The organism is Ruegeria halocynthiae (assembly GCF_000743705.1).
In the GTDB taxonomy this organism is placed as follows: domain Bacteria; phylum Pseudomonadota; class Alphaproteobacteria; order Rhodobacterales; family Rhodobacteraceae; genus Ruegeria; species Ruegeria halocynthiae_B.
Genome location: NZ_JQEZ01000002.1, coordinates 155,152 through 174,467 on the forward strand (window position 1 = coordinate 155,152; position 19,316 = coordinate 174,467).

General features: G+C 59.2%; 16 protein-coding genes. 4 read left to right on the forward strand and 12 right to left on the reverse strand.

Annotated elements, in window-relative coordinates; all coding sequences use genetic code 11:
• Nucleotides 1-12 precede the first annotated feature (12 nt).
• The 7 genes from ccmB to yajC form a co-directional block, all read right to left on the reverse strand.
• Complete coding sequence (gene ccmB, locus JT51_RS07075) at nucleotides 13-669, reverse strand: heme exporter protein CcmB (RefSeq protein ID WP_037310012.1); 657 nt, start codon at nucleotides 667-669, stop codon at nucleotides 13-15.
• Nucleotides 666-1,280, reverse strand: coding sequence for a heme ABC exporter ATP-binding protein CcmA (gene ccmA / locus JT51_RS07080; protein WP_037310015.1), 615 nt, complete (start codon nucleotides 1,278-1,280; stop codon nucleotides 666-668). The genes ccmB and ccmA overlap by 4 nt, the downstream gene beginning before the upstream one ends.
• Before the next feature lie 66 nt (nucleotides 1,281-1,346).
• Entirely contained in the window at nucleotides 1,347-1,700 is a 354-nt protein-coding gene (locus JT51_RS07085; protein ID WP_037310018.1) for an Mth938-like domain-containing protein, read from the reverse strand.
• Between the two features lie 11 nt (nucleotides 1,701-1,711).
• Nucleotides 1,712-2,464, reverse strand: a complete 753-nt coding sequence (locus JT51_RS07090) for a sulfite exporter TauE/SafE family protein (protein ID WP_037310021.1) — start codon at nucleotides 2,462-2,464, stop codon at nucleotides 1,712-1,714.
• On the reverse strand, nucleotides 2,457-3,431 hold the full coding sequence (secF, locus tag JT51_RS07095) for a protein translocase subunit SecF (protein WP_037310024.1): 975 nt from the start codon (nucleotides 3,429-3,431) through the stop codon (nucleotides 2,457-2,459). The genes JT51_RS07090 and secF overlap by 8 nt, the downstream gene beginning before the upstream one ends.
• Nucleotide 3,432: 1 nt before the next feature.
• Nucleotides 3,433-5,094, reverse strand: coding sequence for a protein translocase subunit SecD (gene secD / locus JT51_RS07100; RefSeq protein WP_037310027.1), 1,662 nt, complete (start codon nucleotides 5,092-5,094; stop codon nucleotides 3,433-3,435).
• Between the two features lie 33 nt (nucleotides 5,095-5,127).
• Nucleotides 5,128-5,415 carry a preprotein translocase subunit YajC gene (gene yajC / locus JT51_RS07105; RefSeq protein ID WP_037310029.1) on the reverse strand — a complete coding sequence of 96 codons (288 nt, stop codon included), beginning with the start codon at nucleotides 5,413-5,415 and terminating at the stop codon, nucleotides 5,128-5,130.
• A gap of 201 nt (nucleotides 5,416-5,616) precedes the next feature.
• Here yajC and JT51_RS07110 point away from each other — a divergent pair, with 201 nt between their 5' ends.
• The gene (locus tag JT51_RS07110) at nucleotides 5,617-7,275 is read left to right on the forward strand and encodes a mechanosensitive ion channel family protein (protein ID WP_037310032.1); all 1,659 of its coding nucleotides are present in this window, start codon (nucleotides 5,617-5,619) and stop codon (nucleotides 7,273-7,275) included.
• 85 nt (nucleotides 7,276-7,360) lie between these two features.
• A complete protein-coding gene (gene serS / locus JT51_RS07115) occupies nucleotides 7,361-8,653 on the forward strand; it encodes a serine--tRNA ligase (RefSeq protein WP_037310035.1) in 1,293 nt (430 codons plus the stop codon).
• Nucleotides 8,654-8,714: 61 nt separating this feature from the next.
• Here the strand turns inward: serS and JT51_RS07120 are convergent, their stop codons facing one another.
• The 5 genes from JT51_RS07120 to JT51_RS07140 form a co-directional block, all read right to left on the reverse strand.
• A complete protein-coding gene (locus tag JT51_RS07120; protein WP_037311864.1) occupies nucleotides 8,715-9,242 on the reverse strand; it encodes a helix-hairpin-helix domain-containing protein in 528 nt (175 codons plus the stop codon).
• A gap of 93 nt (nucleotides 9,243-9,335) precedes the next feature.
• Nucleotides 9,336-10,322 (reverse strand): fatty acid desaturase, encoded by a 987-nt coding sequence (locus JT51_RS07125; RefSeq protein WP_037310038.1) that lies wholly within the window; start codon nucleotides 10,320-10,322, stop codon nucleotides 9,336-9,338.
• Nucleotides 10,323-10,485: 163 nt separating this feature from the next.
• Nucleotides 10,486-11,949 (reverse strand): ribosome biogenesis GTPase Der, encoded by a 1,464-nt coding sequence (der, locus tag JT51_RS07130; RefSeq protein WP_037310041.1) that lies wholly within the window; start codon nucleotides 11,947-11,949, stop codon nucleotides 10,486-10,488.
• 48 nt (nucleotides 11,950-11,997) lie between these two features.
• Nucleotides 11,998-13,320, reverse strand: coding sequence for a PQQ-like beta-propeller repeat protein (locus tag JT51_RS07135; protein ID WP_037310045.1), 1,323 nt, complete (start codon nucleotides 13,318-13,320; stop codon nucleotides 11,998-12,000).
• Nucleotides 13,321-13,358: 38 nt separating this feature from the next.
• Entirely contained in the window at nucleotides 13,359-14,030 is a 672-nt protein-coding gene (locus tag JT51_RS07140; RefSeq protein WP_037310048.1) for a hypothetical protein, read from the reverse strand.
• A 224-nt stretch (nucleotides 14,031-14,254) separates the two neighbouring features.
• Here JT51_RS07140 and JT51_RS07145 point away from each other — a divergent pair, with 224 nt between their 5' ends.
• Together JT51_RS07145 and JT51_RS07150 are read left to right on the forward strand one after the other, a co-directional pair.
• Nucleotides 14,255-15,487, forward strand: a complete 1,233-nt coding sequence (locus tag JT51_RS07145) for an efflux RND transporter periplasmic adaptor subunit (protein WP_037310051.1) — start codon at nucleotides 14,255-14,257, stop codon at nucleotides 15,485-15,487.
• Complete coding sequence (locus JT51_RS07150; RefSeq protein ID WP_037310055.1) at nucleotides 15,484-19,296, forward strand: efflux RND transporter permease subunit; 3,813 nt, start codon at nucleotides 15,484-15,486, stop codon at nucleotides 19,294-19,296. Before JT51_RS07145 ends, JT51_RS07150 begins: the two co-directional genes overlap by 4 nt.
• The last annotated feature ends 20 nt before the right edge of the window (nucleotides 19,297-19,316 follow it).

Below are 19,316 nucleotides of genomic sequence, written 5' to 3' on the forward strand. Positions count from 1 at the left end.
TGTTCGATCCCGTCACCGAAGATTGATACGCAGAACCGCGGCGCTGGCAAACGGCAAAAGCGCGACGGTGGCCGCTGTGATACCCGCCAGCATCAGCAGCGGTGTCTGAGTCTCCATCCCCGTGGCCCCGCGCCGTGCGACCTCGGCCCCGAAAATCAGGGTGGGCACGTAAAGCGGCAGCACCAGCAACGAAAGCAACAGCCCGCCGCGCTTTAGGCCGACGGTCAGGGCCGCGCCGAATGTGCCGATGACGCTCATGGCTGGGGTGCCAAGCAGCAACGAAACGACCAGCCAAAGAAACCCCGGCACCGGCAGGTTCAGCAGCACACCCAGAAACGGCGCGGCCAGAACCAGCGGCAGGCCCGTGGTCAGCCAATGCGCCAGCGCCTTGACCGTCACCACCGTTTCAAGGGGCAGCGGCGCGGTGGCCAGCAGATCCAGCGAGCCGTCCTCCCAATCCAGCGCCAGCAGGCGGTCCAGCGACAGCAGGCAGGCCAGCAGCGCCCCCAACCACAGCACCCCCGGCGCGATGGTCGACAACAAGGATGATTGCGGGCCGACGGAAAACGGCACCAGAACGGTTACGATCAAAAAGAACGCCAACCCAAGGCCAAAGCCGCCGCCCGCGCGTAAGGCCAGTTTCAGGTCGCGCAACAACAGTGCGATCACAGGAAGCCTCCGTCGAAATCGTCGATGGGTTTGGGTTTGGCCTTGTTGGGGCCGACGTCCAGAACCTCTCCGTTCAGTCCAAGGTCGATATGGGTGGCGATCAGGGCGGAACCGCCCTGCCCCAGATGGGCCCGCACAGCGTCGGCAAACATCTGCACGGCGTTTTTATCCAACGACACCGTCGGTTCGTCCAGCATCCAGATTGGCCGTTCGGTGACCAGCATTCGCGCCAACCCAAGCCGCCGTTTCTGGCCCGCCGACAGGTTGCCCGCGTGCCGGTCCGACAGTTCATTCAGCGCAAAAGCGTCCAGCGCCGGCTGGATATCCCGCGTGCCAAACACTGACGCCCAAAAGGACAGGTTTTCAATAACCGTCAATGTCGGCTTCAACCCGTCGGAGTGCGAGGCATAGGCGATCTGATCCTCGGCCCCTTCGATGCGTCCGGCCAAAGGCCGTTGCAACCCGGCCAGCGTCCGCAGCAGCGTCGTCTTGCCGATGCCGTTCGGGCCACGCAGGATCAGCGCCTTGCCGGGCTGCAAAGCAAAGCTTAGCCCTTCAAGCACGGGAACACCGCCACGGGCGATGGCCAAATCGGTCACTGTCAGTGTCATGAAACCCGCTTATCTTATTGCCGTCAGTGGCAAAAGGTCGGATTTGCCGCAGGGTCTGTCGCGACGTCAGACCGGCAGCAAAGCCAGAGCGATCCGGCGACCTTCGGACAAAAGCACGTTATAGGTACGGCAGGCGGCGGGCGAATTCATGCTCTCGACCCCGATACCGGCCTGTTCCAACACATAACGCAGGCCAGTAGGCAAATGGGCAATATCCGGCCCGGTGCCAACAAAAAGCACATCAATCTGATCGGCCAATGCCAACAACGGCGCGGTATCTTCATACCCGCCCCAGCCCTGTGTTCCGCCCGGACCTGTCAGCACTGCGCCCTTATAAGGCTGCCCACCGATGCGAAAGAATCCCGGGCCGTACCCGTCAATTGGTTGGGCATCGCTATAGTCGATTTCATTGAGACGCATGATTTCCCACCTTAATCCAGCAACGGCAAACCCGATATCACCGCCAGAAACACAACCCCGTATGCAACCCGACGATACAGGATATCATAGGCCGGGTCGAACAGCGCCTGTCCGATCAGCGCAGTCGCCAGATAAGGCACGGACAGGATCGGCGTCAGCCAGAGCGCACGTTCGACAATCTGCCCACTTATGGCAAGGCTGGAAATAATGACGATATCACTGGCCGCCAAAAACAGAATGGTGTTCGCCCGCACGGCCTGCGCGCTGCGGGCATTGGCGAGGTAAAAGATAATGACCACCGGACCGGTCAAACCGGTGGTGCCACCGATGACCCCCGACGCGCCGCCAATGGCCAGGCGGCCAACCCAGCCCAATCGCCCATGCCAGCGCCAGCCAGTCACCACTGCGACAAGGGTCAACAAGACAACGCCGGTGACGATCCAGCGCAGCGTCAGCACCTCTGTCACTGACATCAGCCACAGCCCAAAAGGGGCCGTGACCGCAACGGCCGCCACCAGAACGCCGACCTCGGGCTTATCGGCCACACGCCATGCAGTTGGCATCAGCGCTGTGGCCGTGACCGTTCCGGTCAGCATGATGATCAGGATCACCTCGACCATCGGCAAGTACTGCGCGGCAACAGGCACAAAGATCAGCGCCGTGCCAAAGCCCGTGAACCCCCGGACAATTCCAGCGCAAAAGATGGTGAAGGCCATCCAACCCAACCCCGGCGTTGCCAGGGCCAGAGTCAGGCCCTCAGGCATCAATATTGGCAAACTGGTTGCCAGAGGTGTTCGACGGCTTGGACCAGTCGCGTTTGACCCCCAGCCACAGCAGGATGGTCGAGGCCACGAAGACCGAGGAATAAGTCCCCACAATTACGCCCCAGATCATCGCAAAAACAAAACCCCGGATCACATCCCCGCCCAGTACATAAAGCGAGATCAGCGCCAACAAGGTGGTGACCGAGGTCATAACCGTCCGGCTAAGCGTTTCATTGATCGAGATGTTCAGAACCTCTTTCAGGTCCTTCTTCTTGTATTTCCGCAGGTTCTCGCGCACCCGGTCGAACACGACCACAGTGTCGTTCAGCGAATAGCCAACGATGGTCAGCAGTGCGGCAATGATCGCCAGATCAAAGCGGATCTGCAGTTCCGAGAAGATGCCGATGGTCAGGATCACGTCATGCACCAAGGCTGCGACAGCCCCGAGCGCAAACTGCCATTCGAACCGCAGCCAGATATAGACCAGCACCGCGCCAATCGCCAACACCACCGCAATCACGGCGGTCTGGATCAACTCACCCGAGACTTTGGGACCAACGGATTCGACGCTTTCGAACGGCAGGTTCAGCCCGGGGTCGGCGACTGCAAGCACTTCGCCCACCCGGTCAATTACCTCCGAGGTGACAGCCTCGGCGTCTTCCTGGGCCTGAATGCGGATCATCGCGACGTTTTCATCCGGTCCAAAACTGGGATCGAAAATCTCGGTTATGGTCACGTCGCCCAATTCAAGCGGGGCAAGGGCATCGCGATAGACACCCACGTCAATCTCTTGCGTGGACTGTGTTCGGATTGTTGTGCCGCCCCGAAAGTCGATGCCGAAATTCAGCCCCTGCAACATGAAGGACGTAAACGCCACGACCATCATCAGGGCCGAGATACCCAGCCAGATTTTCCAGCGGCTGAAGAAATCGAACGAGGTGTTCTGGGGAACCAGTTTCAGTCTCATGTCAAACCTCGATCATTTTCGGGCGGCGGCGTTCGAACCAAAGGACGATCATCAGGCGCGTCACGAAGATCGCGGTGAAGACCGAGGTCAGAATGCCCAGACCCAGAGTGATGGCAAAGCCGCGCACCGGGCCGCTGCCCATGGCAAACAGGATGACGGCGGTGATGAATGTGGTGACGTTGGCGTCCAGAATGGCCGACAGCGCCTTTTCATAACCCAGCTCAATCGCGCGCGCCGGGCCTTTGGCGGATTTCAGTTCTTCGCGGATACGTTCAAAGATCAGCACGTTGGCGTCCACCGCCATACCGACCGTCAGCACGATCCCCGCGATACCCGGCAAGGTCAGCGTCGCCCCGATCAGCGACAGCAGGCCAAAGATCAGGCCCACGTTGATGATTAGCGCAACATTGGCGAATATCCCGAACAGGCCATAGCTGAGCGCCATGAAAATCAGCACAGCGGCAAAGGCGATGATGGTCGCCACCTTACCGGCGTCGATACTGTCCTGCCCCAACTCGGGGCCGATGGTGCGCTCCTCAAGGAATTCCAGCCCCGCAGGCAGTGCCCCCGCGCGCAGCAGGACGGCCAGATTGGTGCTTTCCTCGACCGTGAAGTCGCCGGTGATGATGCCGGACCCACCGGGAATATGGCTTTGGATCACGGGGGCCGATATCACCTCGTCATCCAGAACGATGGCAAAGGGCGCGCCGATGTTTTCCAGAGTGTAATCGCCGAACTTGCGCGCACCGGACGTGTTGAACCGGAAACTGACCGCAGGGCGGCCGTTCTGGTCGAATGATGGCTGCGCGTCGACCAGTTCTTCGCCAGTGACCACCGGGGCCGCGTCAATGACATACAGCCTCCCCCCCTCATCCAGTGAGGGCACCACTTTCTGTCCGGGGCGAACTACGTCTTCAAGACTATTTGCAGGTCCGTTCACCGGATTGAACGTCAGCTGCGCCGTAGTGCCAATGATCTCTTTCAACTCACCCGCGCTGCCGATCCCCGGAACCTGAATCAGAATGCGATCCGCGCCCTGACGCTGAATGGTGGGTTCGCGCGTGCCGACCTCGTCGATCCGGCGGCGGATGATTTCCAGCGCTTGACGCACTGTTCGATCATCCGAGGCCAGCTTTTCAGCCTCGGACAGCTGCACGATGATTGTGTCACCTTCGGCGCGGGCTTCGATATCGGTTGCGCCAACGCCGGTCAGGGTTTGCACCTGACGCGCCAGACCGCGCACAACCTCCAGCGCGCGGGTCATCCCCTCGGGCTGGCTGATGAGGACGCGAATCTCATCCGGGCTGGATTGTTGCTTGCGGATCGTGCCCACAGTCGCACGTTCATCTCGCAGGGCCTCGCGGATTTCCGGCCACATCGCCTCCATCCGGGATTCGTAGACATCTTCGACTTTAACCTCGGCCAGCAGATGTGCGCCGCCGCGCAGATCAAGGCCCAGATTGACCAGCAATGATGGCAGCCAGCTTGGCCATTGCCCGGCCTTGGCCTGTATTTCGGGTGTGTCGATGCCAAGTTCGATCTCGGTCTTGGCATCGTTCGATTGCTCGACGCGTGTGTAAAACGCATTCGGCAGGGCCATCAGCAAGCCGATCACGCAGACCGACCAGATCAGAACCCGCTTCCAGGTATTAATTTGCAGCATTACCCTGCCTTTTCAAGGAATTATCGCGCGAACTTACTTCGCTGGCTCGGTCTTGTTCAAAACCTGCGCAATGGTCGATTTAACCACACGGACCTTGACGCCCTCGGCAATCTCGACCTCAACTTCGTTGTCGCCTTCCTTGACCTTGGACACTTTGCCGATCAGACCACCCTGGGTGACAACCTGATCGCCCCGGCGCACGGCCTCGACCATGGCCTGATGCTCCTTCATCTTTTTCTGCTGCGGACGGATCAACAGGAAATACATGATCGCAAAGATCAGGACGAGCGGGAGAAACTGGGCGATTGCGCCACCTTCCATAGGATATTCCTTTTTATTGGTATCGCGGAAAGGCTCCGCAAATTTGGCGAGAACCTATTCTCAGAAATGCCTGTTTGCAAGGAAAGGCGGCACAGGTTTTTTCGCAGGTTGCCCCATAATGATCAAAGAATCGGTCAGACGTTGCAGTTATGCCCTAGGAACATGGGCTTGCTTGGATATAGTTGTGCATCAGGAGGCCCAATGACGAAACTATATCAGACCCTTGGCACGATTATGCGCGTGTTGGTTGCAGCGATTTGGGTCACCCTGATTTCGCCCCCCCTGCTGGCGCAAGAGACACCTGCGAACACCAGCGAAACCGAAGAACAGTCGGAGACCTTCAAGGCACCGGTGATCGTGGATGGCGACACCCTGTTCTTTCTGCGCGGCTCAAGCGCCCTGCCCGCGCCCGAACGCGCCGAGCGGGTTCAAAACAGTATTGTCGAAGTCGCGGAAGCATCCGAAGACGCGGACGTACGGGTCACCTTTGAGGAAACCGATCTGGGCATCCGCATTCTGGCTGATGGGGTCGTGGTTTCAATCGTGACCGTCGCAGATGCCGAACTGGACCAGATGGAGCTTGACGTCCTCAGCTTCCTGCATGGTGAGGCTATTGAGCAGGCCATCCTCTCTTACCGCGCCAACCGCACCGAACAGGCGCGCGTGTCCGGCGCGATCGAAGCCGCTGCATGGACCGTCGGGTTTGTCGTATTTATCGTCGTGATTTTTTGGCTGCACCGACGGATACGGCGGCGCACCCTGATAATCGTGCAGCGCTATTTGAAGGATGTGGAAACGGCCACAGCCAAAAGCGTTCAGGCCGAAGCCATCGCCGGGCTGGTCAGATATGGCCTGAATTTCATCCTGCTGATCCTCTTCTTTCTGGGGTTCTACTATTACCTGTCGTTCGTCCTGCTTGCCTTTGCCGAAACGCGGTACTTTGCACAGTTACTGCTGACCTACCTGACACAGCCGGTCCTGCTGATCTTCAAGGGCATCATCAGCTATATCCCCAATCTGATCATGCTGGGCCTGATTGCCTGGCTGGCGACTTACATCATCAAAGGTATGCGCGTGTTCTTCGACGCCGTCGAGGCAGGCACATTCGACATGGGCGACTTCGAAAAACACTGGGTCAACCCGACCTTCAACATCGCCCGTGTGGTCGTGATCCTGATCTCGCTGGTCTTTGCGGTGCCCTATATCCCCGGATCAGATTCGGCAGCCTTCCAAGGGCTGACCATTCTGGTCGGAGCCATGCTGTCGCTGGGCGCGAATTCGGTGGTCAGCAACATGCTGGCCGGGCTGTTTGTGATCTATCGCCGCTCAACCTCGATTGGCGACCGCATCCAGATCGGGGAACATATCGGCGATGTGGTTCAGATCAAGCTGATGGAAACGCATCTGAAATCCATCAAGAATGAGCTGATCTCGATCCCGAATGCGCAGCTGATGAATTCGGATGTGGTGAATTTCTCAAAGAAAACAGACGGCAGCGGGCTGTTGCTGCACACCACCGTCGGCATCGGCTATGAGGAGCCCTCGGAGAAGATCGAGGCGATGCTGATCGAGGCCGCGAACCGCACCAAGGGGATCAAGGCCAAACCCGAGCCGTTCGTGCTGTGGACCGCGCTGGCCGATTACGCGATCAACTATCAGATCAACGGGTATACGACCCGTGGCAGCATCATCCCGAAAATCCGCTCGGACCTGCATCGCAACATCGTGGCTGTGTTCAATGAAAACAATGTGCAGATCATGACCCCGTCCTACATCGCCGATACACCGGAACCGAAAATCCCGACCGAGGAATGGGATGGCCATCTGGCACATGAAGGTGCAGAAGATGCGGACAAGTAGGCGCATTTTCTACGGCGGTGCTACACCCTGCCATTCAGATGGTGCATAAGCGGCTTTAGTGATTCACCCATTTAGGACCTGACCCATGCACGACATCCGCGCCATTCGCGAAAACCCTGCCGCCTTTGACGCCGCCCTTGCGCGCCGTGGGGATGCGCCGGTGTCGTCAGATCTGCTGCGGCTAGACGAAAGCCGCCGGTCCAAGATTCTGGCCGCGGAAACGGCGCAGGCCGAACAGAACAAAGCCAGCAAAGAAGTGGGTGCCGCCAAAGCGCGTGGCGACGAGGATGAATTCCAGCGCCTGCGCGCCCTGGTCGCCGAGAAAAAGGCCGAGATCGCCCGAATGCAGACCGAGGCGAAAGATCTGGACGCGCTGCTGACCGATCAGTTGGCACGCATCGCTAACTTGCCCGCCGATGATGTGCCTGATGGTGCCGATGAAGACGACAATGTTGAGGTCAACCGGTGGGGGGCGCCGCGCAACCTCGAATTTGATCCCAAGGAGCACTACGAGATCCCCGCCGTCGCCGCTGCAATGGACTTTGAGACCGCTGCCAAAACCAGCGGCAGCCGGTTTGTGAACCTGTCGAAAGGCGTCGCCCGCATTCATCGCGCCCTGGCTCAGTTCATGTTGGACACGCATAGCGACAAAAACGGCCTGACCGAGATGCAGACTCCGGTTTTGGTGCGCGATGAGGCCATGTATGGCACGGACAAGCTGCCGAAATTCGGCGAGGACAGCTATCAGACGACCAATGGCTGGTGGTTGATTCCAACGTCCGAGGTCACGCTGACCTATTCGGTGTCCGGTGACATTCTTGACGAAAGCGCCTTGCCCATCCGCATGACCGCCCACACGACTTGTTTTCGGTCCGAGGCTGGCAGTGCTGGCAAAGATACCTCTGGGATGCTTCGACAGCACCAGTTTGAAAAGGTCGAGATGGTCTCGATCACGCACCCGGACAAGTCGGATGATGAGCAAAAACGGATGCTGCGCTGTGCCGAGGACCTGCTGGAGCAGCTGGGTGTCCCCTACCGTACCGTCGCCCTGTGCACGGGCGACATGGGGTTCGGCGCGCGCCGGACATATGACATCGAAGCTTGGTTGCCCGGGCAGGATGCCTATCGTGAGATCAGCTCGGTCTCGACCACAGGTGCGTTTCAGGCCCGCCGCATGAACGCCCGCTTCCGCCCCGAGGGCGGGGGCAAGCCAGAGTACGTTCACACCCTGAACGGTTCGGGCCTGGCTGTCGGACGCTGCCTGATCGCGGTGCTGGAAAACGGCCAGAACGCCGATGGCACCGTAACCCTGCCCGAGGTCCTGAGCCCTTATCTGCGTGGCAAGCTGACCCTGCAAGCGGACGGCACGCTGGCCTGACGAAAAAACCGGCAGCCGTTCAACACGGCGCCGGCCTATGACATTGGAAGGCGGAGAAGGCTTACTTCTTCGCCTTTTTCTTGTCCTTCTTCTTATCTTTTTTCTTGTCGTCTTTCTTTTTGTCGTCCTTCTTGGGCTTTTTGCTCTTCTTGGCCTTGGCCTTCACTTTGTCCTTGGCCTTAGAAAACGCAGCCTCCATTTCTTTGCGCTTTTTGGCGGCCTTTTCGGCCTTTGCTTTGGCCTTGGCCTTTTTCTTGGCCTTGGCCGCAGCCAGATCTGCGGCGGCTTTTTCCTCGGCCGCCTTGCGTGCCGCCTCTGCCGCGCGCTTTTCGGCGGCAGCAGCCGCGACTGTCTTCCGGGCCGCGGGTTTGCGGGCCGGGGTGCTGCGTTTCGAAACAGACTGCTTTCCCGACACGGCATCTTGCGCAGCCGCGATCAACAAGGGCGCGCGGGCCGCGCCGATGCGAGGGACCTTGACCAGATCGGCGGGGGTGGCCTTGGCCAGCGCTTCGGCAGTCTTGAAGCCGTTGGCAATCAGGGATTGGCCAAGTACCTCACCTACGCCTTTGATTTTGGTCACTGCAGTCATCTTCGATCCTTTCATTATCCCCCCGCTCATACCGTATATACACAAGATATACACGTCCGCAAGTCTGTGTACGGGCGGGGAAATTCTTTAACATCAACGGTTATGGGCAAAATACCCTGGGTTGTCCTTTTTGGGAAATGGCACAAGACGTTTGGCATCTTCATCCCAGAGTTTCAGATTAAGCGCCGCCACCGCCTCGGGGAACTTGATCCGGCGCGGCGTATATTCAGGCGGCAGGTTATAGTGGCAGGCCCGCAGCCTGTAAGACGGAATGCGGGCATTGAAGTGATGGATGTCATGCAAGGTAATGCAGGCCACCGCATTATCAAACCACCACCCGAAATCCAGCGCCGACGACCCGTGCAACGCGGCCAGTTTCGGATCAAGATCGGGGCGGCGATCCCAATAGGTGTCTTCAAAGTTATGCTGCAGATAGACCAGAAACACACCAAGCATTCCGCCCAGCAATGAAAACACCAGCCAGACCAGAATACCCGTGCTTCCGGCGATCAGAAAAAGAAGGCCCAGGAAAATCACGATCGACAGGTTGTGCAGCAACACGCCGACCACCCCAAAGCGCACCGTGTTCTTGGGCCAGCGATAGCGGATGAAATAGGTGAACAACGCGCCGACAGGAACCAGAATGAACGGATTGCGATAAAGGCGATAGAACAAACGGGATTTCCAGTCTGCCACGCTCCACTCACGCAGAGTCATAGTGTGTATCTCGCCGGTTTCGCGATGTTCAAGATTGCCGATCCCGTTGTGATGCAGGTTGTGGTTCTGCTTCATGACTTCGAACGGTGCGAAGGTGAAAGGCGACAGCCCGTGCCCGGCCCATTCGTTCTGTTGACGCGTTTTAAACAGCGAATGGTGCCCGCAATCATGTTGAAGCACGTACAGACGCACCGCCGCAAAGGCGAAAACGATCCCTGCGGGGATCATGACGTACCACCGATCGACATAGATAACAGCCAAAGACAGCGATGCGAAATACACCGCAAATGTTCCAAAATAGCTGAGCGCGGCCAATCTGTTGTCCTGAACCGCGTATTGTCTTGTATATTCCCTCAGATCCATCCCGTCCGCCCCCTAACGATGGCCCGGTCAAACCGTCTCAAAAATCAAAATGCGGTCAATCTGCCCACACGCAGCGCGCGAAACAAATGCACGCTAGCGAATGCTAGCGCGGGGAATGGGGGCTGTCACGCCCCTCAGCCAAAAATGCTGAAAATTGGCGCAGTTACGCCTTGCCCTTGAGATGTTTTGCCAGCGCGCCGGCGTTTTTCTTGCGCCGCCCCTTGTAGGGGTTCTTGTCACCCTGCCCGCGCAATGTCAGGCGGATCGGCGTTCCGGGCATGTCAAAATCTTCGCGCAGGCCGTTGACAAGATAGCGCTTGTAACTTTCGGGCATCTTATCGGGATGCGAGCACATGACAACAAACCCCGGCGGGCGGGTTTTGGCCTGTGTCATATAGCGCAACTTGATCCGGCGTCCCTGCGGGGCTGGCGGTGGGTGCTGTTCCAGCATAATAGCCAGCCAGCGGTTCAACGCCGCCGTGGGAATGCGGCGGTTCCAGACATCATGGGCGCGCATAATGGCGTCGCGAAGACGTTCAAGGCCCCTGCCCGTCTTGGCCGAAACCGTAATCAGCGGCGCGCCGCGCAATTGCGGTAGCAAACGCTCAAAGGATTCTTTCAGGTCGCGCAGCTTTTCCTGCTTTTCCTCTTCGATGTCCCACTTGTTGACGGCAACAACCACGGCGCGGCCTTCGCGCTCGGCCAGATCGGCAATGCGCAGATCTTGCTGTTCAAACGGGATGGCAGCGTCCAGAAGGACCACCACGACCTCGGCAAATTTGACAGCGCGCAACCCGTCGGACACGGACAGCTTTTCCAGCTTTTCCTGCACCTTGGCCTTTTTGCGCATCCCCGCTGTGTCGAAAATCCGCATCGGGGTGCTTTCGCCATCGGGGTCTGCCCAATCAATCCGCAAGCTGATCGCATCACGGGTGATCCCGGCCTCAGGGCCGGTCAGCAGGCGATCTTCGCCCACGATCTGGTTGATCAGCGTGGATTTCCCGGCATTCGGGCGGCCGACAACTGCCACCTGCAAAGGTCTGGCGGCGGTGATAAGACGGGCTTCGCCTTCGCCATCCTCGTTCAGCTCGATATTCGTTACAGGAGTATCATCAATTGCCTGTTCTTCTGCCGCATCGGCCAATGGCATGAGGTGTGAATAAAGGTCGGTCATCCCCTCGCCATGCTCGCCTGACAGGCGCACCGGTTCGCCCAGACCCAGGTTATATGCCTCAAGCACCCCAGCATCTGCCGCGTTACCTTCGGCCTTGTTGGCGGCCAGAATCACATGTTTTGATCGTTTGCGCAGGATCTCGGCGAACATCTCGTCGGTGGGCGTCAGCCCCACACGCGCGTCGATCATGAACAGGCAGACGTCGGCCATATCGACCGCACGTTCGGTCAGGCGGCGCATACGCCCCTGAAGGCTGTCGTCGGTGGCGTCTTCAAGCCCTGCTGTGTCGATCACGGTAAAGCGCAGATCACCCAGACGCCCTTCGCCTTCGCGCAGATCACGCGTTACGCCGGGCTGGTCGTCGACCAATGCCAGACGTTTGCCCACAAGGCGGTTGAACAGGGTGGATTTGCCCACATTCGGGCGCCCCACAATGGCGAGGGTCAGCGACATGATACTCAACTTTCAAGACTCAGACGCGCCCTTTAGCGCATCTTGCGGTCAACGGAAAGCGTGCAGTTCACCTTTTGTCGACACAACGTACAACGTTTGCCCTGCCACAACCGGTGCCGTGGTGGCGCCACCGGGCACCTCGACACGGTGAACCAGCGCACCATCGACCGGGTTGAAGAACCGCAAGTATCCGTCATTCGAGGCAATAACGATGCGTCCACCCGCGAGGATCGGACCGTAGTGGGCGAAGATAGGGCCGCGCCGTTTGGGCTTGTCCTTGACAAAGCCCGGCAGGTCCTGCGCCCAGACAACCGACCCGTCAGCGGCGTTCAGCCGAACCAGCTGACTGCGGTCGCTGATCAGGAAAACACTGTTGCCCGCAGGCCAAACAGTATCAACCGCGCCTTCGTCTGCCGTCCATTTCCGTTCACCCGACCCGGAATCGAACGCCACCGTCCGGCCCGAGTGGTTGCCAATGTAAATCGTATCGCCCGCGACCATCGGTCCACCGGTTACGTCCACGATCTGAGCGGCAGCGCGTCCCCTGCGGCCACCCGCGACCGAGGCGTTCCAACGGCGGATACCGCCACGGCGGAAGGTCGCCGCGATATCACCCGATCCAAAGGCAAAGACCGACAGGTCCGACGCAATAACCGGGGCCGGAGCGCCCAAAACATTGCCGACACTGGGTGTGCCCTGAATTTGCCAGGCGACGCGCCCATCTTTTGTATTCACGGTCCAGCCGGTTTCGTCACCCGCGACCAGATACAACAGGCCGCCGTTGACCAAAGGTGCGCCGCTGCCGGTTGCATTCAGCCGCTTTTGCCATTTGAGTGCGCCTGTCTTCGCGTTCAGCGCCGTCAGCCGACCATAGCCAGAGGAGACGTAGAGTACCCCGTTGTCATAGGCCATCCCGCCGCCCGTGGCGTCCGAGTCGCCGTCATTGGGGGGAACCAGGCTCATGCTCCAGGCCACCTGCCCCTGTGCCGTGACCGCAGATACGGTGGCACCGGAATCCAGGGTATAGATCAACCCGCCCGCCACAACCGGCTCGGCCGTGATGCGTTGCTTGCGTGAATCACCATCACCGATGGAGGTCGACCAGATTTGTTGCGGCGTGCTGCGCAGCGCGGCATTTGTCGTCCGGTAAGCAGGGGTGCCCGCGCTTTGGGGCCAGCTGGCGTTTTTGCTTTGCCCCGGAAGGCTGATCGGTTTGGCACCGCGTTTTTCAACGGTTTCCGTGTCCGAGGCCGGTCGGATATCTTCACGCGTACCGGGAAGAATGACTTCGGCTTCCTCACACGCGGCCAGCACAGTCAACGATACTGCGACAACCGACAACCCAATGCGGGAGAATAGACTTGTCACCATGATACTCCGAACTCGCCTGTCATAATTTCTGCGCCCACTCAGCCTTGCCGGGCCGCCAGCGGCTCTGGCTCGCCGCCCAAGGCAACGATCAACTGAGCTGCACGTTGTTGAAGGTCAACACCGATCTCTGCATCCTGGCGCATGGCTTGGAGTCTTTCGATCGCCGCATCGACATTCCCTTCCGAGATGTCGATCAGGGCCAGTTGCTCTTGGGCCAGCAACCGCAGCGGGGCACCCGGTGCGGCCAAAACCTCGAACTGCTGACGACGATCGGCAACGGGCATCGTTTCACTTTGCAGCAACAGCGCCTTGAAACCTGCTATTGCGCGATAGATCTCTGGCAGGTCGCCCTGAACGGCAATAGCGTTCAGGCTGTCCACGGCGTCCTGCCGCGAACCGGCTTCGACCTGCGACGCGGAAAGAAGCATTTTCAGAACGGCGTCGCCACCGGGGGCCTCTGACGCGATACCCTCCAGGCTGCTTGCCCGTTCCGCCGAGTCGTTCTGTGCAAGCGCCTGTAGAATCGCATCGCCCAAATCCTCGGCCTGACCGGTGGTGCGCGCCTTGCGGAATTCATTGAACGCTGCGCCGCCGACGATCAGGATCACGGTCAGAACGCCAACCCAGCCCCACCGACGCAGCAGCAGGAACATGCGGTCGCGGCGTACCTCTTCGGTCACCTCTTCAATAAAACTGTCGACGTCGCTCATCCCTGCTCCCCGGGCTGTGTCTTGCTGTATAGCGCCATGTCATACTCCGGTGCCTTTGCCAAGCCAAGGGTCCGATTTCGCACATTTTCGCGGGTAGATACTGTCCTTGCGAAAAAAAATAAACCGAACTATTCAGTTCAGTGTAGAAAAGATGCATACTTGACCCCATTTTCAAGCATGCGCGCCGAAGGACAATCGGCGAAGAATTCTGGGAGAAGTTCTGTATGCGTTTGATTTCATTCGTGAACGCGTTTTTGGTGATTGTCGCCTTGTTCTTTTTGGTATTCGAGCGGGACGCATTATTTGCCTTTGCCGGGCGGGGCGAAGCGGACGACAGCACCGCGCCCGAGGCAGAATCAATCGATGATGCGGCCTCGGATCAGGCTGAAATTGGCGTGGTCGCTTTCCGCTCTGTGGCGCAGGAAGTCGATAGCGCCGTGTTGTTGCGGGGCCAGACCAAGGCCAATCGGCAGGTCGAAGTGTTGGCGGAAACCACCTCGCCCGTAATCTCGGAACCCAAGCGCAAGGGCACTTTTGTCGAGGCGGGCGATTTGCTGTGCGAACTCGACCCTGGCACCCGCCCGGCCAGCCTGGCCGAGGCAATGGCCAACAAGCTGGAGGCCGAAAGCCGCGTGCCCGAGGCCGAAGCCCGCCTCGAAGAAGCTCATGCGCTTGTTGCTGAAGCGGACAACAACCTGACGGCGGCACGAAAGCTGTCGGAAACCGGTTTTGGGTCAGAGACCCGCAGAATTTCAAGCGAAGCCGCGATGAGCACCGCCGAAGCCGGTGTGAAATCCGCCGAGGCTGGGCTTGAAGCCACCCGCGCCGGGATCGAAGCCGCGTCCGCTGCAGTCGAAGCGGCGCAGCGCGAAATCGAACGCCAGACCATAGAAGCCCCCTTCAAGGGCTTGCTGGAAAGCGATACCGCCGAACTGGGCAGCCTGATGCAGCCCGGGTCGCTATGCGCAACCGTTATTCAGCTTAATCCAATAAAGCTGGTCGGCTTTGTACCCGAGGCCGAGGTAAATCGGATCACCGTCGGTTCGGAAGCGTCTGCACAACTGGTTACCGGCCTTCAGGTCGCGGGCCGCGTGACTTTCCTGAGCCGGTCGGCGGATGAGATCACCCGCACCTTCGAGGTCGAGATCACCGTTCCCAACCCTGAACTTTCCATTCGCGACGGCCAGACCGCCGATATCCGCATTTCAGCCGAAGGTGCCAAGGCGCATCTGTTGCCGCAATCGGCGCTGACGCTGAACAAAGAAGGCCAAGTTGGTATCCGCACCGTCAGCCTGGGCAATGCCGTCGATTTCATGCCCATCCGCCTGTTGCGCGACACCGCGCAGGGCGTCTGGGTCGGAGGGTTGCCTGAAACCGTGGACGTCATTGTCGTCGGACAAGAGTTCGTAACCAAGGGCGTTGTGGTCAAACCCACATATCGGGAAGCAACAGAATGACCGGGATCGTCAGTTGGGCCGCAGGCCGGGCCAGAATGGTCATGGCCTTTATCGCAATCTCGCTGCTGGTCGGCGGGTATGCGTATGTTGGGCTGCCGAAAGAGGGTGAGCCCGATATCGAAATTCCGGCTCTGTTCGTCTCTGTCCAATTCCCCGGCATTTCTGCGGAAGATTCGGAAAACCTGCTGATCAAGCCAATGGAAACCGAACTGGCGGATCTGGATAATCTCAAGGAAATGACCTCGACCGCCGCCGAAGGTTATGCCGGTGTTGTGCTTGAATTCGATTTCGGCTGGGACAAGACCGCGATCATGGCCGATGTGCGCGATGCCATGAACAGCGCGCAGGCTGACTTCCCCGAAGGGGCCGAGCAGTATTCCCTGAATGAAATCAACTTCTCGGAATTCCCCATCGTCATCGTCAATCTGACGGGCGCGGTTCCGGAACGCACAATGGCGCGTGTTGCCAAGGATTTGCAGGACGAACTGGAAGCGATGGATTCGGTGCTGGAAGCAGGCATCGCGGGCAACCGGGATGAGCTGCTTGAGGTTGTCATCGACCCCCTGCGGCTGGAAGCTTACAACGTCACAGCAGCCGAGCTGATCAATGTTGTGCGGAACAACAACCAACTGATTGCCGCCGGTGAAGTCGAAACCGAACAGGGCACCTTCTCGGTCAAGATCCCCTCGTCCTTCAAAACGGCGCAGGACGTGTACGCCTTGCCGGTCAAGGTCAATGGCGACCGGGTTGTCACTTTGGGTGAGTTGGCCCAGATCAACTATACCTTCGAAGACCGCGAGGGCACCGCGCGCTTCAACGGAGAGGCCACGGTCGCCCTGCAAGTGGTCAAGCGCAAAGGATACAACCTGATCGACACGGTCGAAGATGTCAAAAAGACCATCGCCGCCGCTCAGGAAAAATGGCCTTCGGACTTGCAGGCTGCCGTTGAACTGGGGACATCGAATGACCAAAGCCGCATCGTCGGTTCCATGGTCAGCCAACTGGAAGGCTCTGTTCTGACGGCCATCGCGCTGGTGATGATCGTCGTTCTGGCCTCACTTGGGACGCGCGCAGCGCTGTTGGTGGGCTTTGCCATCCCGACCTCATTCCTGTTGTGCTTTGCCTTCCTTGCGGTGATGGGGGTCAGCATCTCGAATATCGTGATGTTTGGCTTGATCCTTGCGGTCGGGATGCTGGTCGACGGGGCCATTGTGGTCGTCGAATACGCGGACAAGCGCATCAGCGAGGGCGTTGGCCCGATGCACGCCTATGTCGAGGCGGCACAGCGGATGTTCTGGCCCATCGTGTCGTCCACGGCGACGACGCTATGCGCCTTTCTGCCCATGCTGTTCTGGCCCGGCGTTCCCGGCGAATTCATGGGAATGCTGCCCGTCACGCTGATCTTTGTGCTGTCGGCCTCGCTGATCGTGGCGCTGATCTACCTGCCGGTTATGGGCGGTGTTTCTGGCCGCATGAGCCGCTTTTTCGACCGCACAGCAGATTGGCTGCGGGGCCGCACGTCGTGGTGGGTTCGGGCTGCGATGGTTCCCCCGTCGCTGGTCCTGATTTTCCTGGGCGCGATGCAGGTCCTGAACCCCGCCTATCTGTTGCCAGCGGATACTTGGGGGGCTTTGCCTTTCGGGGCCGTTGTATTCCTGCTGGGTGCCTTTGCCGGGTCCGTGACCCTTAGCGCGGTCAAGATAGAACGCGCCCCTGATCCGCATGTTCACACAGTGCGTGAGCACACGCCATTCGGCCATGTCATCAAGTTTCTGGTTGGCAATCCGATCATGCCGATCGTTTCCATCGTTGTCGTCGGCCTGTTGGTGGCGACGGTGATAACGACCTTCGCAAGCAACAATCGCGGCGTGGAATTCTTTGTCGAAAGCGAGCCGGAACAGGCCACCGCCTATGTCCGTGCCCGCGGTAACATTTCGCTGGCCGAGAAAGACGCGATGGTTCTGGCCGCCGAGGACATCATCCGCGCGCATCCCGCTGTCATCAACGTATTCTCCTTTGCCGGAGAAGGCGGCCTGAACCAGAACAACGGTGGCGCAGAAGCGCCCAAAGATACGATCGGTCGGGTTCAGTTCGAAATCATCCCCTGGGAAGACCGCCCGAACGTGTCAGAGCCCATCCTGGGCGGCCTGATCGACCGGCATACAGTGGCGCCGGAATATGACGGCGACTTTGTTCTGGAGGAGCTGACCGAAGAGCTGGCGCAAATTCCCGGCATCAAGGTCGAAATCCTGGCGCTTGCAGGTGGTCCGGCCTCGGCGAAACCTGTTCATCTGCGTATCAAGGGCGACGCTTGGGAAGACCTGACCGCGGCCACCCTGTCCGCGCGTGAGGTCTTCAACACGACCCCCGGCCTGATCAAGGTCGAAGACACCCTGCCCCTGCCCGGCATCGACTGGCAGATCGACGTGGATGTGGCCAAAGCGGGCCGGTTTGGCGCGGATGTCGCCACCGTTGGCGCAATGGTGCAATTGGTTACGCGCGGCCTTCTGCTGGGTGAAATGCGCCCGGACGGCGTGGATGATGAGATCGAAATCCGCGTCCGCCTGCCGAATGAGGACCGGGTCCTGTCCACCCTCGATACGCTCAAGGTGCGCACGGCGGACGGATTGGTGCCGCTGTCAAACTTTGTCACGCGCAAGCCGGTGGCCAAGCTGGCCGAGATCAACCGGATTGATCAGCAGCGTTATTATGATGTCAAAGCGGATGTTGAACCCGGGCTGATCCAAGTCGCAGCCGTCGTCCCTGGCGCTGGGGCGGAACAGGGTGCGGACAAGCAACGTCTGGCCATCGTTCGACCAATGCAGGAAGGCGTTACGCCAGCAGGTCAGACAATAGAAAAAGGCGACGGTACGACCTATGAACTGGTTGCACTGATGGGGGCTGAAAATGTCGGTGCGCTGCGCTCTAAAATCGCATCTGGTGATGTCATTTTCTCACCGATCAACCCCAACGAGAGAATTGCGTTCCTGACTGAATGGCTGGAGACCGCCCCCTTCGGCAGCGCCATCAGCTGGGAATGGACGGGCGATCAGGAAGATCAGGCTGAATCCGGGGCCTTCTTGTTGAATGCGTTTGCAGGTGCCCTTGGGCTGATGTTCGTGATCCTGCTGGCGCAGTTCAACTCGTTCTACAACTCGGTTCTGGTCCTGCTGGCCGTAGTTTTGTCGACCGTCGGTGTTTTGATCGGGATGATGGTGATGCAACAGCCGTTCTCGATCATCATGACGGGCACGGGCATCGTGGCGCTGGCTGGGATCGTGGTGAACAACAACATCGTTCTGATCGACACCTATCAGGAATACAGCCGTTACATGCCCCGGATCGAGGCCATCATCCGCACGGCCGAGGCGCGTATCCGTCCGGTTCTGTTGACCACGCTGACCACGATGGCGGGCCTGACCCCGATGATGTTCGGACTGTCGCTGGACTTTATCAATGGCGGCTATTCCATCAACAGCCCAACCGCGCTGTGGTGGACCCAACTGGCCACTGCCGTGGTGTTCGGGCTGGGCATCGCCACGGTTCTGACCCTTATCGTGACCCCATCGCTTTTGGCGCTGCGGGTATGGGTCATGACCTTCGTGGTATGGCTGTTCAAGGTTATCACCCGTGCGGCGGCAGGCCATTCCAGTCAGGTGGCGCAGGACATGGCCATAGGCAAAGAAGCGCTTCAGGCGCAGGCGACTGAGGTTGTCTGGGGCGACAGCACGTCCCCTTCAGAACCCGAACTGACAAACGAACAGGAACCGGATCACCCATCCGGTCCGCCGCTGAAGGCCGCTGAGTAAACCCCAATCGGGGCTGGTTC